The sequence below is a fragment of the Streptomyces sp. NPDC029296 genome, assembly GCF_055569255.1.
Map to the genome: position 1 here is coordinate 40,094 of NZ_JBVHXT010000001.1, position 18,708 is coordinate 58,801.

The following is an 18,708-nucleotide window of genomic DNA, read 5'->3' on the forward strand; positions in this document are numbered from 1 at the left end:
GCACCGGGCCCCCGGGAAGGGGACCCGAACCGGCACGGCACGGCGGCACAGCACCTACCGGTACCGGCATCGATACCGGTACCGGCGGCGCCCCGCCTCAGCCGTCGTCGGTGCGGCGGGCCGTACGCCCGGAGATCTGTACCCGGTCGACCCGGCCGGTGGCCGGATCGCGGTGGAACCGCCCGCCGGGTTCGAGGCGCCCGGTGTCCGGATCGCGCAGATCGCAGGACAGGTCGGCGTAGCAGACCAGCGGCAGCGGCAGGTCCCCGTCCACGGACAGCGCCGGCGTGCCGTCGGGGCCGGGCGCGACGCGGTAGGTCGTGGTGCCGTTGCGGTACGTGCCCTCGCAGCCGGGCAGGGCGACGGGCCGGCCCCGGTCCGGCGTGGGCGCACCGGCCGGTACCGGGATGCCGGTGAGCCGGGTCACCTCCTCGGCGAGGTCGCGCCAGAGGGCGGTCGCGGCGCCGGCGTTGCCGGTGAAGGCCACGACGGTGCCGCCGGCCGCGTCGGCCCGCAGATGGCAGGACGTGCCCTGGGCGTTGCCGTCGTGGCCGCACCAGATCCGGTCGTCCCGCCGGTACAGGGCCAGGCCGGGGCCCCAGCCGTCGGCCAGCGTGCCGGGGCGGGCGGCGCGCTCGGGCCGGCGCATCTCCTTGGCGACGGCGGGCGGCAGCAGGTCGGAGCGGCCGGTGAGCGCGTTGCCGAACGCGATCAGATCCAAGGCGCTCGCGAGCAGCGCGCCGGCCGGTGCCTCCAGCGGTGCCAGGTTCTGCCGGGCCGGACGGGCCTGTCCGGTCGCGGTGTTGACGGCGTGTCCGGCCGCCACGGGGCGGGCGGGCGCGGTGTCGTCGGTGAACGCGGGCCGGATGCCGAGGGGTTCGAGGAGCAGCGCCCGGACCGCCTCGGGCCACGGCATGCCGGTGACCGTCTCCACCAGCCGTCCGGCGGCGACGTAGCCGGCGTTGGAGTAGGAGAAGTCGGTCCCCGGTTCGAAGAGCAGATCGCGGTCGGTGCAGACGGTGGCGAGATAGCGCGAGGCGGTGGTCGCGGCGGCGGTGTCCGAATCCGGGCCGGTGGGTAACCCGCCGGTGTGCGACAGAAGGTGACGTATCGTCACCTCGGGTATTCCGGCCAGCTCCGGGAGCTGTCCGGCGGCGGGCTCGTCCAGGTCGAGGTCGCCGTCGTCGGCCAGGAGCAGGACGAGCGCGGCGGTGAAGGGCTTGGTGAGCGAGCCCAGCGGGACGGCGGTGTCCGCGGTGAGGGGGCTGCCGGTCGCGACGTCGGCGGTGCCGGTGTGCACGGCGATCACGTCCGTGCCGGTGGCCAGGGCCAGTTGGGCGCCGGGCACCCGGTGGGCCCGGGCCAGCGTGTCGAGCCGGTCCTGCAGCTCCCGGTGCAGGTCCTGCGGCTCCCGGGGGGACGGGGACGGTGTCCGGGAGGCGGCCGGGGCGGCGGGGATGGTGTACGGCATGAGAGGGGGACTCCGTTGGATGGGTCTCAGGTGCGGGTGTGCCGGTCCGGCCCTGACGAGCGGTGCGGGGGCCGGCCGGGGGGCGCTGCGGCGCGCCGGGGCTACGGTCTGCCCACCTCGACGGGCAGGTGTCGTACGCCGACGATGACGGCCGGGTTCTGGTAGGCGATGTCCTCGTAGGAGGGGACCGTCAGCATGCGGAATCGTTCATGCAATGTACGCAGGGCGATCCGCGCCTCCAGCCGGGCCAGGGGTGCGCCGAAACAGAAGTGGATGCCGTGCCCGAAGGTGAGGTGGGGATTGGGGCTCCGGGTCACGTCGAAGACGTCGGGTGCGGCGAACCGGGCGGGGTCCCGGTTGGCGGCGCCCAGGTGGGCCATCAGCAGGGCGTCCGCCGGGATGTCGTGGCCGCCGAGGACCACCGGCCGGGTGACCCGGCGGCCCAGCTCGGGGAAGGGCGGCAGCCATCGCAGCACCTCCTCGACGGCGGCCGGGATGCGCGCGGGGTCGGCGCGCAGCGCGGCATCCGTGCCGGGGTGCCGGTCGAAGGCGACGACGGCGTTGCCGAGCAGCGCGGTCGTGGTGATGTGCCCGGCGACCAGCAGCAGCGCCACGAAGCCGACCATCTCCTGGTCCCGCAGGCGCACCCCGTCCACCTCGGCGGCGATGAGCCTGCTGGTGAGGTCGTCGCCGGGGTCGGCGCGCCGGGCACGGATGTACTCCAGCATGTAGCCGTTCATCTCGCGCACCGTGGGGGCGATGGCCTCCAGGGCCCGCTCCAGGTCGGCCATGTCGGGCGCCTCGCCGAGCTGGTCGCCGCCGAACAGGACGCCCGCCCATTCCTGGAAGAGGCGGTGCTCCTCGGCAGGGATGCCGAGGAGTTCGGCGATGACGATGATCGGCAGCGGGTAGGCCAGCGCGTCCACCAGGTCGAACCGGTCGCGGTCGGCGACGGCGTCCAGCAGCCGGGCGCAGACGGCCTCGATCCGGGGCCCGAGTCCCTGAACGACCCGGGGGGTGAAGGCCTGGCTGACCAGGGCGCGGAGCTTGCGGTGTTCCGGCGGGTCCATGCCGACGAAGTTGCCCTGCCGGAAGGTCTCGAAGTCGGGCTGGGTGGGGGTGAGGGCGGAGAGGTCCGAGGAGTAGGTCGCCGGATCGGCGAGCACGGCGGCGACGGTCTCGTGGTCCACCACCTGCCAGACGCCCTGTGCCTCGTCGTGGCGCACCGGCCCGCCCTCGCGTAAGCCCCGCCAGCGGTCGGGCAACTCCTCCAGCAGGAGGCGTTCGCCCGTCGGTTGCTTGCTGATCACCTTGTCTCCTTGCTAGCGGCTGGCACGTGCGGGCACAGGGGGTCATGCGTGCGGAGGCCGTCGGGCACCGGGCCGGCCGGGACCGCGGCCGGTTCCGGACACGGCCGGGCCGACGCTTTCGGGACATCGGACGGGAACGGCGGCGCGTGGCCCGCGCGGCCTCCGGGTCTCCGGGTGCGTGGCGGGACATCAGCCGGCGGCCCGTCACCGGGACGGGCCCGCGGCCCTCAACAGGTGCGATGCAGGACGCGGCGACCGCGCGGCCGGCCACGGCCCCGCGGCGAGCCCGGTTGCATGGCGCGCCCAACCGACATATCCCATCCCCTCGGCGATACCTCCCGCGCAGCGGTCACACGGGCCCCTCCCGGCTCCTGTACGGACAGCGGGGCCCCCAGCCCCGGCCGTTCGAAACGAGGTGCGAGATGACGCGTTCTCGGCGTCCGCCACCCCGTGATGTGCATGGTGCGCACCCCGGGACACCTTCGTTTCGAGGGAACTCGGCCACAGTCTTCACGGTGCGTCACCCGCAAGCAACCCCCTGAAGTTGAACGGAGAGTACTGTGCCGCTGATTTTGCGTCATCGTTCGGCCATTCCGCCGGTCCCCTCACCGGCCTGAAAGGCGGCGTCCGGATAGCCGCCCCGCGTGTGCCCCGGCGTCTCGTCCGCAAACCGGCTCGCGGGAGAAAAGATGCCGAAGTGACGCGTGGGGGGCCGCTGTTCGCCCCTCGGACACCCGGACCGGTGCCTACCGCCCAGTACAACGGGTTGGCCGAACCTCGCCTGATCTGGAGTGACGATTCGGCCAGGGAACACGCCCGGCAGATCGCCGGGAGGACAGCGCGACACGCCGTGGGCGGACCCGGCCCGCCGTCGGTACACCCCGGCCGCCCCGCGCTTCCCCGCCCCGGCAGCGGACCGCGCCGGGAAGCGGAACGTCCCGGTCGTTTTCCCGACGTATGTTTTTGGCCATCGTGGCGTGACCAGGGGGCGCACAGATGGCACACGTTCACCACCCGCGCCCCGCGTGCCCGGCCACGCGCCCCGCTCCGCCGCGCCCGCCGCATCGGGCCACGCCCCGCCGAGCCGTGCCGCTCGGCACCGGCCGGCCGCGCGCCCTCTCCCCCGGCACCACCGCACGGGGAAGCGGACGGACGGCAAGCGGGAGGTGCCGGTCCCGGGGCCGCTCGCCGTGCGCGGGGCGCCGCCCCGAGGGAGTCTTGTGCCCTGACGCGGCGCGACCGGAGGAGGTGGTCGGCGTGTCCGACGGGCCGGGGCCGGAACCGGCGGCCGAGGGTGCGGCGGCCGCCCAGCCGGTGCTGTCGCTCGCGCTGGTGTCGATGATGCACGAGGTCCACGCGCACTCCGGCGCGGTGTACCTGCTCCCGTCCGACGAGCCGGTCCTGCGGATGGCGGTGCACGCGGGCATGCCCCGGGCCTTCGCGGCACCGTGGGAGCGGGTGGGGCTGAGCGCCCCGCTGCCGGTGGCGGACGCGGTGCGCGAACGGCGCCTGGTGTGGGTGGGCGGCGAGGAGGAGATGGCCCGCTGCTATCCCCGGATCGCGGTCGTGCTGCCGTACCCGTTCGCGCTCGCCGCGCTGCCCGTGGCGACGGAGCGGCGCGTGTACGGCGCGGTGTTCGTGACCTGGCCCGGCGGGCACCCGCCGGAGCTGTCCGACGCCGAGCGCGGCCATCTGTGGGCGGCCTGCGAGCGGCTGGCGCTGCGGCTGGAGCGGTCGGCGGCGCGGGACGGGCCGCTCGGCCGGGAGGAGGACGTGACGGCGTCGGCGGTGGCCGGGGCCGCGACGGTGGCGGAGACGCTGGGCTCGGTCGAGGCGGCCCGGCTGGTGTCCCGGCTGCCGTACGGGCTGATCTCGCTGGACCTGCACGGCCGGATCGGCTTCGTGAACCCGGCCGCCGCCGAGCTGCTCGGCCGGCCGGCCGGGGAGCTGCTGGGCACGCCCCTGTGGGCGTCGGTGCCCTGGCTGAACGACCCCATGTACGAGGACCGGTACCGGGCGGCGCTGCTCAGCCAGCAGATGGCGTCGTTCGTGGCGCTGCGCCCGCCCGGGGACTGGTTGTGGTTCCGGCTGTACCCCGGCACCACCGGGCTGAGCGTACGCGTCGGCCGGGCCCGCTCGGCGACGAAGACCCCGCACGGGGCCCGGCGGGCGGGCCCGGGTCCGTCCCGGCTGGTGACGATCTCCCAGGTGCTGAGCCTGGCGGGCGCGCTGACCGAGGCGGTCGGGGTGCGGGACGTGGTGCGGCTGGTCTGGGACGAGGTGGCCCCGGCCGTCGGCAGCCAGGCGATGGCGATCCTCGGCTCCCAGGGCGGGCGGATGCACGTGCTCGGGCACCACGGCTACCGGGACCCGCACATCGTGGAGCGGTTCGAGGGGCTGCCGCTGGCCGAGCGGACCCCGGGCACCCAGGCGCTCAGCACCGGGGTGCCGGCGTTCTTCGGCTCCCGGGCGCACCTGGAGCGGCTGTATCCGAGCCGGCACGAGACCCCGGACGGCTTCGCGGCCTGGGCGTACCTGCCGCTGATCGCGTCCGGCCGGCCGGTCGGCACCTGCGTGCTGGCGTACGCCGAGCCGCGTGTGTTCCCCGCCGACGAGCGGGCGGTGCTCACCTCGATCGGCGGGCTGATCGCCCAGGCCCTGGACCGGGCCCGGCTCTACGACGCGAAGCACAGCCTGGCGCACGGCCTCCAGCAGGCGCTGCTGCCCCACTCGCTGGCACCGCTGCCCGGCATCGAGGCGGCGGCCCGCTATCTGCCGGCCACGCACGGCATGGAGATCGGCGGCGACTTCTACGACCTGGTGCCGGCCCGGCCGCTGGCGGCGGCGGTGATCGGGGACGTCCAGGGGCACAACGTGACGGCGGCGGGCCTGATGGGGCAGATCCGCACCGGCGTCCGGGCGTACACCGCGGTGGGGCAGGCGCCGCACGAGGTGATCGGCAGCACCAACCGGCTGCTGACCGATCTCGGGGCCGAGCTGTTCGCCAGCTGTCTGTACCTGCGGCTGGACCCGGCGCGCGGACGGGCCGTGATGGCGCGGGCGGGCCATCCGTCGCCGCTGCTGCGCCGGCCGGACGGGAAGGTGCGGGTGCTGGACCTCGCCGGAGGGCCGCTGCTCGGCATCGACGCCTCGGCCGTCTACCCCACGACCGAGGTGTCCCTGGCCCCCGGCTCGGTGCTCGTCCTGTACACCGACGGGCTGGTGGAGTCCCCCGGTGTCGACATCGAGGACGCGCTGGCGGACCTCGGCGCGCTGCTGGCCGACGTCGGCGACGGGCCGCTGGAGAGCCTGGCCGACGAGGTGATCCGGCACAGCACGGCGGCCCGCGAGCGGGTGGACGACGTGGCGGTGCTCCTGCTCCGCGCACGCGCCGGCGACTGAAACCCCCGCCCAAAACCCGCCGCGCCACCGGGACCCGCCTCGCCACCCGGGGCCCGCCCCACCACCCGGGGCCCGTCCCACCGCCGGGTACCGACCGTACGGACGCTCCCGCCGGTGACTCGACCTTCTCGACCTCCTGGGACGGGGAGCCCGCCGCTCGCGGGCGGTGCGGACCGGGGTGGGTGCCGCGCCGCCTGGACGGCCGTACGCACGCACCGCGGGCGCGGTGCGTTCAGTTCCGGTTGCGTACGGCCGCGGCGGCGCGGCGAACCGGCCGCGTTCCGCGTGTCGCGGCGGACGGGCGGGAACAATCACCCATATGACGATGACCACCGCCGAAGCCGACAAGATCCTCTCCTCCCGTTTCGCCCCCTGGGTGCTGGAACTCGGGCTGACGGTCAAGGCGTTGGGCGAGGACCGGGCCGTGCTGCGGCTGCCCTGGTCGGACCGGCTGGCCCGGGAGGGCGGCGGGCTGTCGGGACAGGCGCTGATGGCCGCGGCCGACACGGCGACGGTGATCGCGGTCTCGGCCGCCCGGGGCTCGTTCGTGCCGATGACGACCGTGCAGCAGTCGACTTCTTTCCAGCGGGCGGTGTCCGGCGCTGACGTCCTGATCGAAGCGGTCCTGACCAAGCTCGGCCGCCGGATGGCCTTCGCGGACGTGACGCTGGCCGACGCCGGTTCGGGCGCCCTCGCGGCCCGCGCGAGCACGGTCTACGCCCTGCTGGGCTGATGCTCCAAGGAAACGGCCGACCGCGATCAATCACCGTCAGCCATCGAAAGGTGACGGTCAGTTGCCGACGTGAAGCGGAATCCCCCCTTCAGGGAATCTGCACATCGGTTACCCAGGCACCTCACCGGCCCCCGGGGATCTGCACATCCGCGCGGGCCCCGGGCACGCCTTTGGCGAGGAGTGCCGGATTCGCGGCCCGGCGGGCGGGACGCCCGTCGCGACGATGCCGTGCGGCATGTGAAGGAGTCGCCGACACGACGTGCGCACGCCTGCACGGATGAGGCCGTTCCTGAGCCAAGTTCCCAGGTGAGAGCCCTGGTTGATTGGAAGCGCCCCCTGCGTGCGTGCTTTGATCCATCGCACCGCAGAGGTCCGGCGGGCTCCCTGACCGGGAGCCCGGCGCCCGCGGTCGCGGCGGCCGTCCGTCTGTCCCCAGAGGAGGCCGCTCTCCCCCTTGTGAAGTCATCCATACGAAGGGAAGTTCCCTCATGAACTCCACCCCCCGAGTCGAGACCGTCGAGATCTCGGACGCCGAGCTGGACAACGTCTCCGGCGGTCTGTCCGTGAACACCCTCAACAGCACCCTCGGCACCGTGAACGAGATCGCCCCCGGCGTGACCGGTCTGGTCAACACGGTCGTCGGCACCGTCGAGGGTGTCACCGGCCTGAACACCGCCCCGGTCAACGGCCTGGTCGCCGGTCTCTGATCGCACCCCGGTGCCACCGAAGTCCCGGAGCCGTTCCCTCGGCTCCGGGACTCTCGGACGTTGTGCACCGGACGAGTCACCCCATGCGTCACCTCATGCGTCTGACCCACAGGTGAGGGAAGTTCCGTGCAGTTCCGCCAACAGGCCCTCGCCCGGCTCCAGTCGCCGCAGGAGCTGGACCTTCCGGTGCGGCTGGCCCGTCCGCAGGGCTGGCTCGCGCTCGGCGTCACCGTCGTCGTGCTGGCCGCCGCCTCCGTGTGGGCGGTGACCGGCTCGGTGGCCTCCACGGTGAGCGCGCCCGCCATCCTCACCCACGGGCAGGGCAGCTATGTGCTCCAGAGCCCGGTGGCCGGACAGGTGACCGCCGTCCTCGCCCGGCAGGGCGAACGGCTGCCCGCGCACGCGCCCGTCGTGAAGGTCCGCACGGAACACGGCGACACGGTCGTCCGGACCGTCGCCGCCGGCCGCGTCACCGCACTCGCCGCGTCCCTCGGGCAGATCATCCGGACCGGCGGCGACGTCGCCGCCGTGGAGAAGGTCGCCCACGCCTCCGACCCGCTGTACGCGACCGTGTACGTGCCCGCCGAGAACGCCGCCGCCATCCCGGCGCACGCCGCCGTCGACCTGACCGTGTCCTCGGTCCCGGCCCAGCGGTACGGGGTGCTGCGCGGCACGGTGAAGTCGGTGGACCGCGGCGCGCAGTCCGACCGGTCGATCGCCGCGTTCCTCGGCGACCGCCAGCTCGGCGAGCAGTTCACCCGCGAGGGCCGCCCGGTCGCCGTGCTGGTGGAACTCGCCGAGTCGCCGTCCACGAAGAGCGGCTACCGCTGGTCCAGCACCGACGGGCCGCCGTTCCGGCTCGACTCCATGACCCTCGCCACCGGCTCCGTCCGGCTCGCCGACCAGCACCCCGTCGATTGGCTGCTCCCGTGACCGCCACCCAGGAAACCCGCGGCCGCAGACGGGCGGCCCCCGCCGGGCGACAGGCCCCCAAGTCCCGCACCGGCAGGGCCCGCACGCCCACCGTGCTGCAGATGGAGGCCGTCGAGTGCGGCGCCGCCTCCCTCGCGATGGTCCTCGCCCACTACGGCCGGCACGTCCCGCTGGAGGAACTGCGCATCGCCTGCGGTGTCTCCCGCGACGGCTCACGCGCCTCCAACCTGCTGAAGGCGGCCCGCGGTTACGGCCTGACCGCCAAGGGCATGCAGATGGACCTGGCCGCCCTCGCCGAGGTGCGGGCCCCGGCCATCCTGTTCTGGGAGTTCAACCACTACGTCGTCTACGACGGCATGGGCCGCCGACTCGGCCGGCGCGGGGTGTACGTCAACGACCCCGCCAAGGGCCGCCGTTTCGTGTCCCTGGAGGAGTTCGACGGCAGTTTCACCGGTGTGGTGCTGGTGCTGGAGCCCGGCGAGGACTTCACCCGGGGCGGGCGCCGCCCCGGGGTGCTCGGCGCGATGCCGGCCCGGCTGCGCGGCACCGCCGGCACCCTCCCGGCGGCGGTGCTGGCCAGCCTGCTGCTGGTCGCGGTCGGCGCGGCCGTGCCCGCGCTCAGCCGCACCTACATCGACATGTTCCTCATCGGCGGGCAGACCTCCCTGCTGGGGGTGCTGTTCACCTCGATGGCCGCCTGTGTGCTGCTGACACTGGTGCTGACCTGGCTCCAGCAGGCCAATCTGCTGCACGGCCGGATCATCTCCTCCACCCTCTCCAGCGCCCGCTTCCTGCGCCATCTGCTGCGGCTGCCGGTGACGTTCTTCGCCCAGCGCTCCCCCGCCGACCTGGTCCAGCGCCTGCAGTCCAACGACCAGGTCGCCGAGACCCTGGCCCGCGACCTCGCGGCGGCCGGCGTGGACGCGATCGTGGTCGTGCTGTACGCGGTCCTGCTCTACACCTACGACCCGCAGCTGACGTTCGTCGGCATCGCCGTGGCCCTGCTGAACGTGGTGGCCATGCGGCTGGTCGTACGGCTGCGCGCGACCCGCACGGCGAAGCTGCGCGCGGACACCGCACGGCTCACCAACACCTCGTACACCGGCCTCCAGTTGATCGAGACGCTGAAGGCGACCGGTGGCGAGGACGGCTACTTCCGCAAGTGGGCCGGGCAGCACGCCACCACGCTGGAGGAGCAGCAGCGGCTCGGGGTGCCGAGCGCCTGGCTGGGCGTGGTCGCGCCGACGCTCGCCACCTTCAACAGCGCGCTCATCCTGTGGATCGGCGGGCTGCGCGCGGTCGAGGGACACCTCTCGGTCGGCCTGCTGGTGGCCTTCCAGGCGCTGGTCGCCCGGTTCACGGCGCCGCTGACCCGGCTGAACGGCGTCGCGGGCCGCATCCAGGACTTCGCGGCCGACGTGGCCCGGCTGAAGGACGTGGAAAACTTCCGCACCGACCCGCTCTACGCCCGGCCCGGCGGCGACTCGGCCCGGCGGCTGCACGGCCATGTCGAGCTGGAGAACGTCACCTTCGGCTACAGCCCGCTGGACCGGCCGCTGCTGACCGGTTTCGACCTGAGCGTCGGCCCCGGACAGCAGGTGGCGCTGGTCGGCGGCTCGGGGAGCGGCAAGTCCACGGTCTCCCGGCTGATCTCCGGCCTGTACACGCCGTGGGAGGGGGTGATCCGCATCGACGGCCGCCGGCTGGAGGACATCCCGCGCGGCGCGCTCGCCGCCTCCGTCTCCTTCGTCGACCAGGACGTCTTCCTGTTCGAGGGCTCGGTCCGCGACAACGTGGCCCTGTGGGACCCGTCCATCCCCGACGAGGCGGTGGTCCAGGCGCTGAGGGACGCGGCGCTGTACGACGTGGTGGCCCGCCGGCCCGGCGGCATCCACAGCAAGGTCGAGCAGGACGGCCGGAACTTCTCCGGCGGGCAGCGCCAGCGCCTGGAGATCGCGCGGGCCCTGGTGCGCCGGCCGAGCATCCTGGTGCTGGACGAGGTGACCAGCGCCCTGGACGCGGAGACCGAGCTGGTGGTGATGGACAACCTGCGCCGGCGCGGCTGCGCCTGTGTGGTGATCGCGCACCGGCTGAGCACGGTCCGCGACAGCGACGAGATCGTCGTCCTGGAGCACGGCACGGTCGTCGAGCGCGGGCGGCACGAGGAACTGGTGGCGCGCGGCGGCGCGTACGCGGCGCTGGTCAGGGAGCGGTGAGATGACATCCGTGCGGGAAGGCGACCTCGTCCTCGAAGCGCTCGGCTCGCTGGGCACCCGGCTGGACTGCGCCGGGCTCGGCCGCCTGGAGCTGGAGGGCCCGCAGGTACTGTGGCTGGTCGCGGCCGGCGCGCTGGACCTGTTCGCGGTGGACGCCGCCCGGCAGGGCCACTGGCACCACCTGGGCCGGCTGGAGGCGGGCACGCTGTTGCTCGGCCCGGTCACCGGGCCGCGGCACACGCTGGTGGCCCGCCCGGTCCGCGACTGCGTGGTGCACCGCGTCGGCCTGCGCGAGCTGTACCAGCCGGCCGCCGCCCAGACCTGGTCCTACGACGAGTACGGCACCCCCCAGTACGTGCCGCCGGCCTCCAGCCCGCTGGAGTACGCGGTCGCGCTCGGTGTCGGCCGGGGCCTGTCCGTCCTCTTCCAGGCGCCGATGGCGGGCGAGCGCGCCGCGGCGCCCGCCGACGACGACGTGTTCTGGATGCAGGTCCCGCCGGGCGGTGTGCAGTACGGCTCGCTGTACGGCGCCGAGGCCGCGGCCGATCTGCTGATGGACCCGGCGGTGTGGCAGGGCATGGTGGACCGGCAGTACCGGCTGCTGACCGCGCTGGACCGGTGGATCGAGCAGCTGGAGCAGGCGCACGAGACGCGTACGGCCGCCGGGATCAGGGCCGGTGAGGCGGTGCGCACGCAGGCCGACCAGACCCTGCTGGCCGCCATCGGCAAGCGCTCGGCCCGCCGGACGACGGCCGCCGACGCGGACGCCACCTACGCGGCCTGCGAGCTGGTCGCCGAGGCGGCCGGGATCACGCTCGCCGAGCCCGCGCACGGCGGCACCGCGAGCGAGCGGCTGGACCCGGTGGAGCGGGTGGCGCTGGCCTCCCGGGTGCGCACCCGGGCGGTCCGCCTCCAGGGGCGCTGGTGGCGGGAGAACACGGGCCCGCTGGTCGGCCGGCGGGCGCTGTCCGGGGCGCCGGTGGCGCTGCTGTGGCGGCGCGGCGGCTATGTCGCCGTCCACCCGGGCACCGGCCGCCGGACCCCGGTCGGCAAGGCGAACGCCGGCGAGTTCGAGCCGCGCGCGGTGATGTTCTACCGGCCGCTGCCCGACAAGCCGCTCTCCCCGCTAGGGCTGCTCCGGTTCAGCCTCCGCGGCACCCGCGGCGATCTGCTGAGCCTGCTGCTCGCGGGCCTGGTGACGGTGGCCATCGGCGCGCTGGTGCCGATCGCGACCGGCAAGGTGCTCGGCGAGTACGTGCCGCGGGCCCAGGAGGGCCTGATCGCCCGGGTGTGCCTGGCGGTCATGGTGAGCGGGGTGGTCGCGGCGGCGTTCACGCTGCTGGAGAATCTGTCCATCCTGCGCCTGGAGGGCCGGATCGAGGCGGCGCTGCAACCGGCCGTGTGGGACAGGCTGCTGCGGCTGCCCACCCGGTTCTTCACCCGGCGCTCGACCGGTGAGCTGGCCGGCGCGGCGATGGGCGTCAGCGCGATCCGCCGGCTGCTGGCGGGCGTCGGCCCGGTCGTCGCCCAGTCGGTGACCGTCGGCGCGATGAACCTGGGGCTGCTGCTGTGGTACAGCGTGCCGATGGCGCTCGCGGCGATCGGGATGCTGCTCGTCGTCGCGGTGGTGTTCGCGGGGCTCGGGCTGTGGCAGGTGCGCTGGCAGCGGCGTCTGGTGGTGCTCGGCAACAAGCTGAACAACCAGGCGTTCCAGACCCTGCGCGGGCTGCCCAAGCTGCGGGTGGCGGCGGCCGAGAACTACGCCTACGCCGCCTGGGCCCGCGAGTTCGCGCGCGGCCGGGAGCTCCAGCAGCGGGTGGGCCGGATCAAGAACCTGACCACCGTCCTGGGCGCGGTCTACCTGCCCGTGTGCACCCTGCTGATGTTCATGCTGCTGGCGGGCCCGGCCAGGGGCGCGATGTCGGCGGCGGACTTCCTGGCCTTCAACACGTCGGTGACCATGCTGCTGACCTCGGTCACCCAGCTGACCGGCGCGTTCGTGTCGGCGGTGGCAGCGCTGCCGCTGTTCGAGGAGATCAAGCCGGTGCTGGAGGCCAGGCCCGAGGTCCGGGCGGCGAGCACCCGCCCGGGGCCGCTGTCGGGCGCGCTGGAGGCCCGCCGGCTGTCCTTCCGGTACGCCGACGACGGCCCGCTGGTCCTGGACGACGTGTCCTTCGCCGTACGGCCCGGCGAGTTCGTGGCGGTCGTCGGCCCGAGCGGCTGCGGCAAGTCCACGCTGCTGCGCCTGCTCATCGGCTTCGACCGGCCGGTCTCCGGCAGCGTCCTGTACGACGGCCAGGACCTGGCGGCGCTGGACCAGTCCGCGGTGCGCCGCCAGTGCGGGGTCGTCCTCCAGCACGCGCAGCCGTTCTCCGGCTCGATCATGGACGTCATCTGCGGCGCGGAGCCGTACACGCCGGAGGAGGTGATGGCGGCGGCCGAGCTGGCGGGCCTCGCGGAGGACATCCGGCGGATGCCGATGGGGCTGCACACCATCGTCGCCGGCAACGGCGCGATCTCCGGCGGCCAGCGGCAGCGCCTGATGATCGCCCAGGCCCTGATCCGGCGGCCGCGGCTCCTCTTCCTCGACGAGGCGACCAGCGCCCTGGACAACGACACCCAGCGCGTCGTCATCGACAGCACCCGCAAGCTGAACGCCACCCGGATCGTGATCGCCCACCGGCTGTCCACCGTCCTGGACGCCGACCGGGTGATCGTGATGGAGGACGGCAGGATCGTCCAGCAGGGCACCCCGGCCGCACTCCTCGCGGACACCGGGGGCCGGCTCCACGAACTGGTGCGCCGGCAGCTCGCCTAGGGTGCGTCCCGCTCGTCGGTGCCGTCCGTCCACTCCGGCCGGTGGTGGGAGGGCATCCAGTGGTGCTCGGTGAACCAGCGGCCGAACAGGGCGCCGCCGTAGATGACGAAGCCGACGCCGATCAGCCAGGACTCCACGACGAGGACGGTGCCGACGGCGCCGTAGCTGAGGGCGTTGGTGACGATGAGGGGGGTGAAGACGAGGTAGGAGAAGGCCCGCAGCCCGATCAGGCCGACGACGGTGGCCACCGCGCCCGGCAGCAGCGCGCGCCAGCGGACCTGGCCGCCCAGCAGGAACCGCTGGCCCCACCAGAAGAACAGCACACCGCTCAGCGTGGACAGGGTGATCCGCTGCCCGCCGTGCAGGGTCGTCTTCGTCGCCGCCTCCTGGTACAGGTACGCGGTCAGCACCACCAGCCAGGTCGCCTGCCGCCACACCCGGTGCCAGGGGCCGGACGCCAGGCCCCAGATCCTTTCGTAGGCGTTCTGCACGCTGCCGCCGAAGGCCACGCCGAAGACGGCGAGCAGGACACCGCTCCAGACGCTGGTGGTGCCGATGACCTTGCGCGGCGGGCTGATGACGTCGGTGACCGCGTGCGCGGACCGGCCGGACAGGCCCATGCCGTCGGTGAGCCAGGAGGCGAAGCCGCCCCGCACCAGGGGGTCGGCCGCGGCGACCACGATCAGCAGCGGCGCCAGCGTCACCAGCGACAGGGTGGCGAACCCCATGGCCCGGTGCATCAGTTCCAGTTCCCGCCCGTGCTCGAACAGGGCCCGCACCCGCAGCCACTGCCACGCGCGGTGCAGGCCGCGCCGCAACCGTCTCACGGCTCCTCCCGTGCTCGCCGCCCACCCGCCGCCGTACCCGTGCGTCCGCCCTGGCACGTGCCGGGCGGCCCGCAGCCGCGGGACGGGCGCGGGCCCGGTGGTGTGGGGCGCCCGGGTGACCCGGGCGGCCGGGGGGCGGTTTGGGCGCCGCGACGGCGGAGAATCGTCAATCCGTGCGGAGCACCGACCACGAGACGCCGGACGGCCGGCGGCGGACCCTGATCCTCAGCGCGAGCATGGGCGCCGGTCACGACACCGTGGCCGCCGAACTCGCCCGCCGGGCCGAGGCCCGGGGCGGGCGGGCCGAGGTGGCCGACGTGCTGCGGCTGCTGCCGTACGGCCTGGGCACGGGCCTGCGCCGCGGCTACCAGGCATCGGTGCGCCACCTGCCCTGGCTGTACGCCGGGATCTACGGCGCGTTCCTGCGCGAGGGGCGCGGCCCGCGGCCCAGCGGGGTGCCCCTGGCCCGGCTGGCCGGGGACCGGGTGACGGACCTGGTGGACCGGGTGCGCGCCGACGTGGTGGTGTCCGTCTTCCATCTGGCCGCGCAGCTCACCGGGCATCTGCGGGCCCGGGGGGCGCTGCGGGTGCCGAGCGCCGTCTTCCTGCTGGACTTCGCGGTGCACCGGCAGTGGCTGCACCCGGGCAACGACCGGTATCTGTGCCTGACGGACACGGCGGCGGCGCGGGTGCGCCGGGCGCTCGGCACGCCCGTGGCGACCACCGGGCCGGTGGTCGCGCCCGCCTTCCGCGCACCGGCGCCCGGCGCGGCCCGGTGGCGGGAGCGGTTCGCCGCGCGGGCGCCCGGCCGGCCCCCGGTGCTGCTGTCCGCCGGCGCCTGGGGGGCGGCGTCGCGGCCCGCCGCCACGGCCCGGCTGCTGGCCGCGGCCGGCTGGCTGCCGGTGGTGCTGTGCGGCCGCAACGAGCGGCTGTACGCGCGCATGTCCCGGGAGCCGGCCGCGCTGGCCCTGGGGTGGGTCGACGACATGCCCGGGCTGCTGGGCGCGGGGCACGCTCTGGTGGACAACGCGGCCGGCCAGACGGCCGTACAGGCGCTCGCGGCGGGCCTGCCGGTGGTCGCCCACCGCCCGCTGCCCGGCCACGGCGCGGAGGGCGTCCGCCGGATGGCCGACCTCGGGCTGTGCGCCCTCGCCCCGGACGGCCCCGCGCTCCTGAAGACCCTGGACGGCCTCCGCGCGGGCACCCCGGAACGCGCGGCCCGGGTCGCCCGGGGTCACGCGCTGTTCCGCGGGGACGCACTGGACCGGCTGACGGACCTGTGAGCCGGCGGGCCCGCGCACCCCCCCCGCCACCCCGGCGGACGCGCCGCCCCCACACCGGCCCCGGGGCGCCCCGGCCGCACCGGCGCCACCCACTCCCCCGCCCCCGGCGGGCCACGCACCACCGCACACCCGCACGCGCTCCGGCACGGCACGACCGGCACCACCGCCCACCCGCGGTCACCCGCCGCGCACCCGAACCCGCACGGCGGGTCCCGCGCCGCCGCACGTCCGCGGCCGCCCGCCGGGAACGTGCTCCGGGGCGGCGGAGCCGGTGGCGCCGGCTCATCGGTGCGGTCGTCCCCCGGCCACGCGCTCCGGTGCGGCGGGCCGGGGGGAGGTCGGTGCCGGTGGCGCGTCGTGTTCGTGGAGCGGGCCCACCGTCATCCCCGCCTCGCGGCAGTCCTGGACGATGGCCGGGAGGGCGCCGAGCGCGGCGTGCCAGCAGCCGGGGGCCGAGTACCGGTCGGCGTCGTGCAGCAGCACGGTGCCGCCGCCGCGCAGGTCGGCGGCGACCCGGGCCCGTACCGACGCCGGTGTGGCGCCGGTCGTCCAGTCCCTGCCCCACGCCGACCACAGCACCGTGCGCAGTCCGGCCCGCCGGGCGGCCCGGAGGCGGCCGGTGGTGAGGATGCCGTAGGGCGGGCGGTACCAGCGCGGGCGCCGTCCGGTGAGGTCGTGGACGACGCGGACGGTCCGGGCCACCTCCTCGGCGTCGCGGGCGGGCGCGGGCCGCCAGGGCCGGTCGTGGCGCCAGCCGTGCACCCCCAGCTCGTGCCCGCGCCGCACCGTCTCGCGCACCACCCCCGGGTGGCGCACCGCGTGCTCGCCGACCACGAAGAAGGTGGCCCGCGCCCCGAGCCGGTCCAGCGCGTCGAGGAAGCGCGGGGTCGACTCCGGGTCGGGTCCGTCGTCGAAGGTGAGCGCGATGTGCCGGACGTGGCCGGTGCCGGCGAGGCCGGGGAAGAGCAGCGGCCGTAGGCCCGGCAGCCAGCTGGCCGCCGGGACGATGTGCGCCGCGGCGGCGCCGGCCGGCAGCAGCACGGCGGCCGTCCGCCGGGAGCGGCCGGAGACGGGGGACATCGGTGACCTACCTCCTCGGTGTGCGCGGAAGAGCGGCGGCGGAACCGGGCGACGGCGCCGGACCGTCCTCGTCCCACTGGCCGCCGACGGACGGGGCGCGGGCGAGACCGATGCTGCCCGCGCCGATCAGGGCCACGCCGGCCGCCTCCGGCAGCACGCGCAGCCCCAGCTGGATCGTCTCGGCGAACAGCACCCAGCCGAGGACGACGCTGCCGAGCGCGTCGCCGAGGGTGAGCGCGGGCTGGGAGGCCGTCAGCGGTCCGGCGGCGAGCGCGCCCTGCAGCAGCACGAAGGCGACGAGTCCGGCGGCCCCCGTGGCGTACGGCGACCAGTGCCCGAACATCGCCCCGGGCCCGTGCTCCAGCCGGCCCACGGCCTCCTTCAGCAGCGCGGCCGTGGTGGCGAAGCACAGCGCCGAGGCGAGGCCGAGCAGCGTGGCCCGGGACGCGCCGCGGACCGGGCGCGCGGCCAGCCAGAGCAGGACGACCGCGCCGAGCGCCCCGCCGCCGCCCAGCAGCCAGGCGCCGGGGCGCGCGGTCTCCTGCCCGGCGGTCGGGGCGGCGGCCAGGAGGAACAGGGCCAGCCCGCCGGCCAGGGCCGCGAACGCCAGCCAGGTCCGGGCGTCGGGCCGGCGCCGGAAGACGACGCTGCCCACGGCCAGGGTGAACAGCAGCTCGGCGGCGAGCAGGGGCTGCACCAGGGACAGGCTGCCCGTGGCCAGCGCCCCGGCCTGGAGCAGGCCGGACAGCAGCAGCAGCGCGGCACCGGCCAGCCAGACGCGGCGCCGCAGCAGCTGGGGGATCCGGCGCAGGATGGACTCCTGCTCGTCGCCCTGGTCCGTCTCCTCGACGGCGGCCCGCCGCTGGAGCACCGAGGCGGAGGCGTTGGCCAGGGCCGCGAGCAGGGCGAGCAGCACCGTGACCGCGGTCATGGCCGCTCACCCGAAGCGGGCGGCGAGCCGCCGGTAGAGTCCGGGCGCGGCACCGCGCACCAGGGCGGGCAGTCGTAGCCAGCCGGGGACGTACACCTCGTCCCTGCCGTGCCGTACGGCGGCGCAGACCGCGTCCGCGACCCGCTCGGCGGGCACGGGCCGGGGCCAGGTCCGGGTGTAGGGGTTGCCCCGCCGGTCGAAGAACGGGGTGTCGACCACGCCGGGGATGACGTGGCTGACGCCCACCCCGGTGCCGCGCAGTTCGTAGCGCAGGGAGTCGGCGAAGGTGCCGAGGGCGGCCTTGGCGGCGGAGTAGACGGCCTCGCCGCGCACGCCCACGCTGCCGGCCATGGACCCGATGAGCACGACGCGGCCCGTTCCGGCGGTGACCATGTGGGGCAGCAGGGCGCGCACCAGGCGGACGGTGGCCAGCAGGTCGACGCCCACGATCTCGTCGATGCGCGCGGCGGGCATGCGGGTGAAGTCCCCGGCCCAGCCGACGCCCGCGCCCGCCACCAGCAGGTCGACCCGTCCGAGGTGGTCCAGGGCGAGGCCGGTGAGGTGGCGGCCGGCGCCGGGCCGGGCGAGGTCGCCGGGCAGCGCGACCGCGCCGGACTGGACGGCCACCTGCTCCAGTCGGGTGATGTCGCGGCCGTTGAGCGCCAGCCGCCAGCCGCCCTCGGCGGCCAGCCGGCGGGCCACGGCCGCGCCGATGCCCGAGGACGCGCCGGTCACCAGGGCGGTGCCGCCCCGGCCGCCGGGCGGGGGGGCGGCGCGCTCCTGGGGGGCCGGGGCCGGGGCGGGCCGGGTGCCGTTCGACGGTCCTGCGGGAGACGGGGCATGGGACATGTGACGACCTCACTGCGACGGCGTGCGGGCTCGCGAACTGCCGGGGCCGAACCCTCGGGGTGTATCCAGGGCGCCACACACTGAAACACCGCGCACGGCGGGGGCCCGTCCCCCGCGTCCCGGCGGGGGCCGTCCGGGGGCGCGGCAG

The 18,708-nt window shown here is 75.4% G+C and carries 13 protein-coding genes; 7 read left to right on the forward strand and 6 right to left on the reverse strand.

The genetic code is table 11. The features are described from left to right. Window positions 1-97 precede the first annotated feature (97 nt). Both ACZ4W9_RS00020 and ACZ4W9_RS00025 read right to left on the reverse strand, forming a co-directional pair. Window positions 98-1,471, reverse strand: coding sequence for a serine hydrolase domain-containing protein (locus ACZ4W9_RS00020; RefSeq protein WP_467932069.1), 1,374 nt, complete (start codon window positions 1,469-1,471; stop codon window positions 98-100). Between the two features lie 101 nt (window positions 1,472-1,572). Continuing rightward, window positions 1,573-2,781: a cytochrome P450 gene (locus tag ACZ4W9_RS00025; protein WP_467932070.1), complete on the reverse strand. Its 1,209-nt coding sequence runs from the start codon at window positions 2,779-2,781 to the stop codon at window positions 1,573-1,575. A 1,257-nt stretch (window positions 2,782-4,038) separates the two neighbouring features. On the opposite strand from ACZ4W9_RS00025, the gene ACZ4W9_RS00030 reads away from it, so the two are divergent. The 6 genes from ACZ4W9_RS00030 (at window position 4,039) to ACZ4W9_RS00055 (ending at window position 13,590) form a co-directional block, all read left to right on the forward strand. Then, a complete protein-coding gene (locus tag ACZ4W9_RS00030; protein ID WP_467932071.1) occupies window positions 4,039-6,183 on the forward strand; it encodes a SpoIIE family protein phosphatase in 2,145 nt (714 codons plus the stop codon). Between the two features lie 319 nt (window positions 6,184-6,502). Next, on the forward strand, window positions 6,503-6,916 hold the full coding sequence (locus ACZ4W9_RS00035; RefSeq protein ID WP_467932073.1) for a PaaI family thioesterase: 414 nt from the start codon (window positions 6,503-6,505) through the stop codon (window positions 6,914-6,916). Window positions 6,917-7,404: 488 nt separating this feature from the next. Beyond that, window positions 7,405-7,623 carry a type A2 lantipeptide gene (locus tag ACZ4W9_RS00040; RefSeq protein ID WP_467932074.1) on the forward strand — a complete coding sequence of 73 codons (219 nt, stop codon included), beginning with the start codon at window positions 7,405-7,407 and terminating at the stop codon, window positions 7,621-7,623. A gap of 126 nt (window positions 7,624-7,749) precedes the next feature. Then, on the forward strand, window positions 7,750-8,556 hold the full coding sequence (locus tag ACZ4W9_RS00045) for a hypothetical protein (protein WP_467932075.1): 807 nt from the start codon (window positions 7,750-7,752) through the stop codon (window positions 8,554-8,556). Beyond that, window positions 8,553-10,772 (forward strand): NHLP family bacteriocin export ABC transporter peptidase/permease/ATPase subunit, encoded by a 2,220-nt coding sequence (locus ACZ4W9_RS00050; RefSeq protein ID WP_467932077.1) that lies wholly within the window; start codon window positions 8,553-8,555, stop codon window positions 10,770-10,772. The genes ACZ4W9_RS00045 and ACZ4W9_RS00050 overlap by 4 nt, the downstream gene beginning before the upstream one ends. Before the next feature lies 1 nt (window position 10,773). Further along, the gene (locus ACZ4W9_RS00055; RefSeq protein ID WP_467932078.1) at window positions 10,774-13,590 is read left to right on the forward strand and encodes an NHLP bacteriocin export ABC transporter permease/ATPase subunit; all 2,817 of its coding nucleotides are present in this window, start codon (window positions 10,774-10,776) and stop codon (window positions 13,588-13,590) included. Here the strand turns inward: ACZ4W9_RS00055 and ACZ4W9_RS00060 are convergent. After that, window positions 13,587-14,417, reverse strand: coding sequence for a ribonuclease BN (locus ACZ4W9_RS00060; RefSeq protein WP_467932079.1), 831 nt, complete (start codon window positions 14,415-14,417; stop codon window positions 13,587-13,589). The genes ACZ4W9_RS00055 and ACZ4W9_RS00060 overlap by 4 nt on opposite strands. Before the next feature lie 236 nt (window positions 14,418-14,653). Here ACZ4W9_RS00060 and ACZ4W9_RS00065 point away from each other — a divergent pair, with 236 nt between their 5' ends. Beyond that, window positions 14,654-15,700, forward strand: coding sequence for an MGDG synthase family glycosyltransferase (locus ACZ4W9_RS00065; protein WP_467932408.1), 1,047 nt, complete (start codon window positions 14,654-14,656; stop codon window positions 15,698-15,700). 282 nt (window positions 15,701-15,982) lie between these two features. Here the strand turns inward: ACZ4W9_RS00065 and ACZ4W9_RS00070 are convergent, their stop codons facing one another. Genes ACZ4W9_RS00070 through ACZ4W9_RS00080 form a run of 3 tightly spaced genes read right to left on the reverse strand, consistent with a single transcriptional unit; the run spans window position 15,983 to window position 18,560 of the window. After that, window positions 15,983-16,780 carry a polysaccharide deacetylase family protein gene (locus ACZ4W9_RS00070; RefSeq protein WP_467932081.1) on the reverse strand — a complete coding sequence of 266 codons (798 nt, stop codon included), beginning with the start codon at window positions 16,778-16,780 and terminating at the stop codon, window positions 15,983-15,985. Window positions 16,781-16,787: 7 nt separating this feature from the next. After that, the gene (locus tag ACZ4W9_RS00075) at window positions 16,788-17,711 is read right to left on the reverse strand and encodes a DMT family transporter (protein WP_467932083.1); all 924 of its coding nucleotides are present in this window, start codon (window positions 17,709-17,711) and stop codon (window positions 16,788-16,790) included. 6 nt (window positions 17,712-17,717) lie between these two features. Continuing rightward, window positions 17,718-18,560 (reverse strand): SDR family NAD(P)-dependent oxidoreductase, encoded by an 843-nt coding sequence (locus ACZ4W9_RS00080; RefSeq protein WP_467932084.1) that lies wholly within the window; start codon window positions 18,558-18,560, stop codon window positions 17,718-17,720. Window positions 18,561-18,708 lie beyond the last annotated feature (148 nt).